5 protein-coding genes are annotated in these 4,102 nt (G+C 60.4%); all 5 read left to right on the top strand.

What is annotated here, in order from left to right; all coding sequences use genetic code 11:
- Positions 1-2,012 (top strand): phage tail tape measure protein (locus tag Q8L89_07310; GenBank protein MDP1708853.1); only part of this gene is annotated, 2,012 nt, incomplete at its 5' end.
- Positions 2,009-2,689, top strand: a complete 681-nt coding sequence (locus Q8L89_07305) for a DUF6046 domain-containing protein (GenBank protein ID MDP1708852.1) — start codon at positions 2,009-2,011, stop codon at positions 2,687-2,689. The genes Q8L89_07310 and Q8L89_07305, both read left to right, overlap by 4 nt.
- A gap of 44 nt (positions 2,690-2,733) precedes the next feature.
- Positions 2,734-2,916: a hypothetical protein gene (locus tag Q8L89_07300; protein ID MDP1708851.1), complete on the top strand. Its 183-nt coding sequence runs from the start codon at positions 2,734-2,736 to the stop codon at positions 2,914-2,916.
- On the top strand, positions 2,913-3,881 hold the full coding sequence (locus tag Q8L89_07295) for a hypothetical protein (GenBank protein MDP1708850.1): 969 nt from the start codon (positions 2,913-2,915) through the stop codon (positions 3,879-3,881). The genes Q8L89_07300 and Q8L89_07295 overlap by 4 nt, the downstream gene beginning before the upstream one ends.
- A 26-nt stretch (positions 3,882-3,907) precedes the next feature.
- Positions 3,908-4,102: hypothetical protein (locus Q8L89_07290; GenBank protein MDP1708849.1), on the top strand; the 195-nt coding region annotated here is incomplete at its 3' end.

Here is a 4,102-nt window from a genome sequence, read left to right as displayed (position 1 = left end):
GTGCGCTCAATCAGCAGTTTCAGTCGGCCATCGCACCCGGCATCGCATTCCAGGACGGTCTGGCGGACGTGGAGGCCATCACGGGAGTGACAGGCGATGCACTGACATCGCTCGGACTGAAGGCACGTGCCAGCGCGAAGGACTTCGGAGGCTCGGCCGCTGACAGCCTGAACAGCTACAAGGTGATACTGAGCAGGCTCGGCCCCGACATTGCGAACAACCAGGAGGCACTTGACGGGATGGAGCGCAATGTGCGCACCCTGAGCAAGACCATGGGCGGTGATGCCACCGCCAGCGTGGACGCTTTGACCACGGCCATGCTCCAGTATCGCGTTGACCTGAGCGACCCGGCAGCGGCCACCCAGCAGATGACCGACATGATGAACGTGATGGCGGCAGGGGCGAAGTTCGGCAGTGCCGAGGTGACCGATGTGGCGGCAGGTCTGAAGGTGGCCGGGGTGCAGGCCAAGATTGCCAATTTGAGCTTCGAGGAAGTGAACAGCGCATTGCAGGAACTGGCCCGTGGCGGCAAGAGCGGTGCGGAGGCTGGCACATCGCTGCGCAACGTGCTGGGCAAGATGGCGGGCGAGGACATCATCCCGAAGGAAGCGGCCGACAAGCTGCGGGAACTGGGTGTGGACATGGCCATCGTGAGCGACACCACACTGCCATTCACCGACCGCCTGCGCGAGCTTCGCAAGGCGCAGGGCGATGCCACCATCATGGCGAAGGTGTTCGGGGTTGAGAACGCGGCAGCGGCCAACATCCTGCTGAACAGCATAGATGCACAGGAAGACCTGACCAGGAAGATACACGACACCAACACCGCGACCGAGCAGGCGTCCGTGAAGATGGCCACGTACAGCGAGAGGATGAGCCGATTCAAGGCGCGCCTCGATGATGTGGGCATAGGTCTGTTCAACATGACCAAGAGCTTCGCGCCCGCCATCACGGTGGCCGCACAATTGGGCACCACTTACCTCAACCTGCGAACAGTGTTCGGGGGTCTTACGCTTGCCTCGGTGCGGCAATCGCTGGCGAACGTCTGGAACGCTGTGACCAGCGGCCTGGCGGCCAAGGCGGCCACCAATCTGCGCAACAGGCTGTTGGGCGTGGTGGGCGCGGCAGGCGCGGCAGGCACGGGCATGGGCCTGATGGGGGTGATGAGCGGTGCGGCCTCGCTGGGTCTCGGTGCGCTGACCCTGGGGGTCAAGGCCGCGAGTGCGGCCATCCTGAGCATCCCCATCATCGGGTGGATAATCGCGCTGGTCGGTGCCATCATCGCGCTGTTCACGTACCTGTGGGCGAACGTGGACGGGTTCTCGGCCTTCTTCTACGGCCTCGGTGCGGTGGTGAAGGAAGTGTTCGGTGACATGGTGAACGCTGTGCAGTGGGCCTGGAATGCGATAGGCGAATGGATAGGTGCCAAGGTGGCGAGCATCAGCGAACTGTTCAAGCGGCTTGCCAACGCGGCCGCGTGGGTGTGGAACATGATAAAGGAGAAAGCGGTCGCTGCGTTCGGGTCACTCTACACGAAGGTGGCGAGCGTGTTCGGCCGCATCAGGGACACCATCACCAATGCGTTCGGGAAGGCACGGGCACTGGTGCAGCCCATCATCGACAAGATAGGCGGCTATCTCGACAAGGTGATGGAGAAGATAGCCCCGCTCATAGAATATATGAAGAAGCTGGGCACGGTGTTCCGCACCGGCCGAGACAAGCGTCTGGCCGACCTGGACCAGAAGCGGAAGAAAGAGTCCGCTGAAAGCGACCCGATGGGCGTTGAGGGCCTCAAGGACCCGTTGTCCGATGTGTCGGGCGGTAATGGTGACAAGGGCGCGAAGGACAGCCTGACGGGCAGCGGCAGCGGGGGCGGCAAGAGCATCACCATGACCTTGGACATCAAGAACTATTTCAATGTGGCATCGGGCGTGGACGTTCAGGCCTTAGCCGACCAGATAGTGCGGAAGGTGAATGACAGGCTAAGGGATGCCGTGGTAGCTGTGGGATGAGGGCATTTAACACCATACAGGACGTGAACAGCGGAGAGCTGCCGAAGTACAACATGGCGGGGCTGTTCGCGATGGGGTTCGGTGGCATGTTCATCCCGCGCAGGTATGAGATGGGCGAGGGGGAGGACGCCAATCCGGCCTTCGACTTCACCGGGTTTGAGCGCGTGGGGGCCGATGACATCACGATGGGCACCAGTTGGCTGGGCACGCCCATCGCGTTCAAGTTCGGACTGAAGGGCGGCACGTACAAGTATTACAAGGGCGGTGAGCTGAAGGAACGGAGGGTGGCCGACTTCCAGATGCCATTGAGCACGATGGTAGAGGTGGACAGGAGCAAGATTGACCGCATCACCCCGATGAGCGGGGGCATGGGCAGCGTGAAGGAGATGTACGCATGGGAGGACTGGAACGTGCGCATCAGCGGCTACTTCCTCTTTGACCCCGACCATCCGCAGGCATCGCAACCGGTGGAGCAGCGGGCGCGGCTGCTGGAGTTCGAGGAGCTGGCGGACAGCGTGGTACTGATGGAGGACAGCGGTCTGTTCACCGACCTCGGAATATACAGGCTGTACATCCGGAGCATACGACTGGGGCAACTGCTGGGACGGCCGAACATGCTGCCGTTCTCATTGGAATGTCTGAGTGATGAACCTGTACAATTGGCTGGAGTGAGGTGAGGATTTGCGATTAACGATTAACGAATAGCGATTAACGATTGGTCATGAGCGGAGATGATGCAGCGGCAGGCGTGGGAGGTGTGGTACTGAGCGTACTGGTATCATTGAGCTGGGCCTCGATGGCCGAGGTGGTGGTGGTGGCGTGGGTGGGCGGCATAGTGGGCGTTGGTGCCAAGTACGTGGGCGAGTGGTGCATCAAAACGGCAAAGGAGAAATGGGACTTGTGATGGCAGTATTGGCGGTAGCGACACAGTTGGTGTTCCCGGCCACCTCCGAAAGGAAGGAGCTGGTGATCAGGCGCGTGAACGCGGTGGAGGCTGAGAGCAGTTGGGACATGCTGACGGACACCTGCACCATAGTGCTGCCCAAGAATGTGAAGGACTTCGACCGGAAAAAGGTGCGCGATGTGTTCCGGCATGGCGACCCGGTGCAAGTGAACCTCGGTGTGAACGGAGGGATGCGGAGGGAGTTCACCGGGTACATCACTGAGGTGAGTGCGGTCATTCCGGTGGTGCTGCGGTGTCAGGATGAAATGTGGCGGTTGAAAAAACTGCCCGCCAACATCAGCCTGAAGGACACCACGCTGCCCAAGTTGCTGGAGAACCTTTTACCAGGACAGGAGGCGGACGCGCTGGAGGTGGAGATAGGCACGGTGAAGTTCTCGAAGACCACGGTGGCCGAGGTGCTGGAGAAGATTCGCGAGGACTTCGGTCTGGTGAGCTACTATGCGGACGGCAAGCTGGTGGTGGGCAAGGTGTATCTGGACAACACGGCCACGCACGCGCTGCATCTTGAGCGTGGCATTGTGGCCCACAATCTGGTCTATAAACGTGCGGAGGATTGGATGATACGCCTCACGGCAGTGAGCACACTGAAGGACGGCAGCAAGATAGAGGCGCAGGTGGGCGATGAGGGCGGAGAGGCGCGTCAGCTCACCTTCTACGGCATCACCAAGGTGGCCGAGCTTGAGAAACTGGCCGAGGTGGAATACCGGAAGTACAAGATTGACGGGTATGAAGGCACCATCACCTGTTTCGGCAATGTGCCTGTGCAGCATGGCGACAAGGTGAAGCTGACCAGCGACCTCTATCCGGAACAGAACGGAACCTACTACACCGACAAGGTATCGTCAAGGATGGGGCCGGGCGATGTTTATCACAAGGTATTGACAATAGGCCCGGCAGTGGGCTGAGAAGGATGGCGGACGAGATAGGAAATATGGTCAAGCTTCTGAAGGCACAGGCGAAAAAGCAGGTGCCTACGCAGGTGGTGTGGGCCACTGTTGATAGCGTGGACTGGAACGCCAAGACCATGCAATGCACCGCGCAGACCGATGAGCTGGAGCGATATGACGTGCTGCTGGGCCTCGGCAGTCAGTACATGCGCCCGAAAAAGGGCAGCAAGGTGCTGCTG

It is taken from the genome of Gammaproteobacteria bacterium (assembly GCA_030680605.1).
Lineage (GTDB): Bacteria > Pseudomonadota > Gammaproteobacteria > SURF-13 > SURF-13 > JAQBXX01.
The sequence above is the reverse complement of the archived record's forward strand: the minus strand, read 5'-3'. Positions and strand labels throughout refer to the sequence as shown.

Bases quoted from the DNA above. Each gene is read 5' to 3' on its own strand.
- Q8L89_07305 (MDP1708852.1), top strand. From the start codon at position 2,009: ATGAGGGCATTTAACACCATACAGGACGTGAACAGCGGAGAGCTGCCG.
- Q8L89_07300 (MDP1708851.1), top strand. From the start codon at position 2,734: ATGAGCGGAGATGATGCAGCGGCAGGCGTGGGAGGTGTGGTACTGAGC.